Here is a 662-nt window from a genome sequence, read left to right on the forward strand (position 1 = left end):
GTAGCGCCGGTAGCACCTGTGTTACCTTGAGCACCTTGAGGTCCAGTAGCGCCGGTAGCACCTGTGTTACCTTGAACGCCTTGAGGTCCAGTAGCGCCAGTGGCACCAGTAGCACCTGTGTTACCTTGAACGCCTTGAGGTCCAGTAGCGCCAGTGGCACCGGTAGCGCCGGTAGCACCTGTGTTACCTTGAACACCTTGAGGTCCAGTGGCACCGGTAGCGCCGGTAGCACCTGTGTTACCTTGAACACCTTGAGGTCCAGTGGCACCGGTAGCGCCAGTAGCACCCGTGTTACCTTGAGGTCCAGTAGGTCCAGGAGGCCCGCCAGAAGGTCCGGTAGGTCCGGTAACTCCTATACCCGTAGCGCCAGTGGCACCGGTAGCGCCGGTAGCACCTGTGTTACCTTGAACACCTTGAGGTCCAGTAGCGCCGGTAGCACCCGTGTTACCTTGAACACCTTGAGGTCCGGTAGCGCCCGTGTTACCTTGAACACCTTGAGGCCCCTGAGGTCCAGTAGCACCAGTAGCACCAGCAGGTCCTTGAGCGCCTGTATTGCCGGTAGCGCCTGTGTTACCTTGAGGCCCCTGAGGTCCAGTAGCACCAGTAGCACCAGCAGGTCCTTGAGCGCCTGTATTGCCGGTAGCACCTGTGTTACCTTGAGG

The 662-nt window shown here is 59.7% G+C and carries 1 pseudogene; it reads right to left on the reverse strand.

The annotated features are described in order from the left end of the window. A pseudogene (locus tag ACS2QP_RS27365) lies at positions 1 to 662 on the reverse strand (Gly-Xaa-Xaa repeat protein); the annotation flags it as partial.

It is taken from the genome of Bacillus cereus group sp. Bce019 (assembly GCF_051781745.1).
Taxonomy (GTDB): Bacteria; Bacillota; Bacilli; order Bacillales; family Bacillaceae_G; genus Bacillus_A; species Bacillus_A cereus.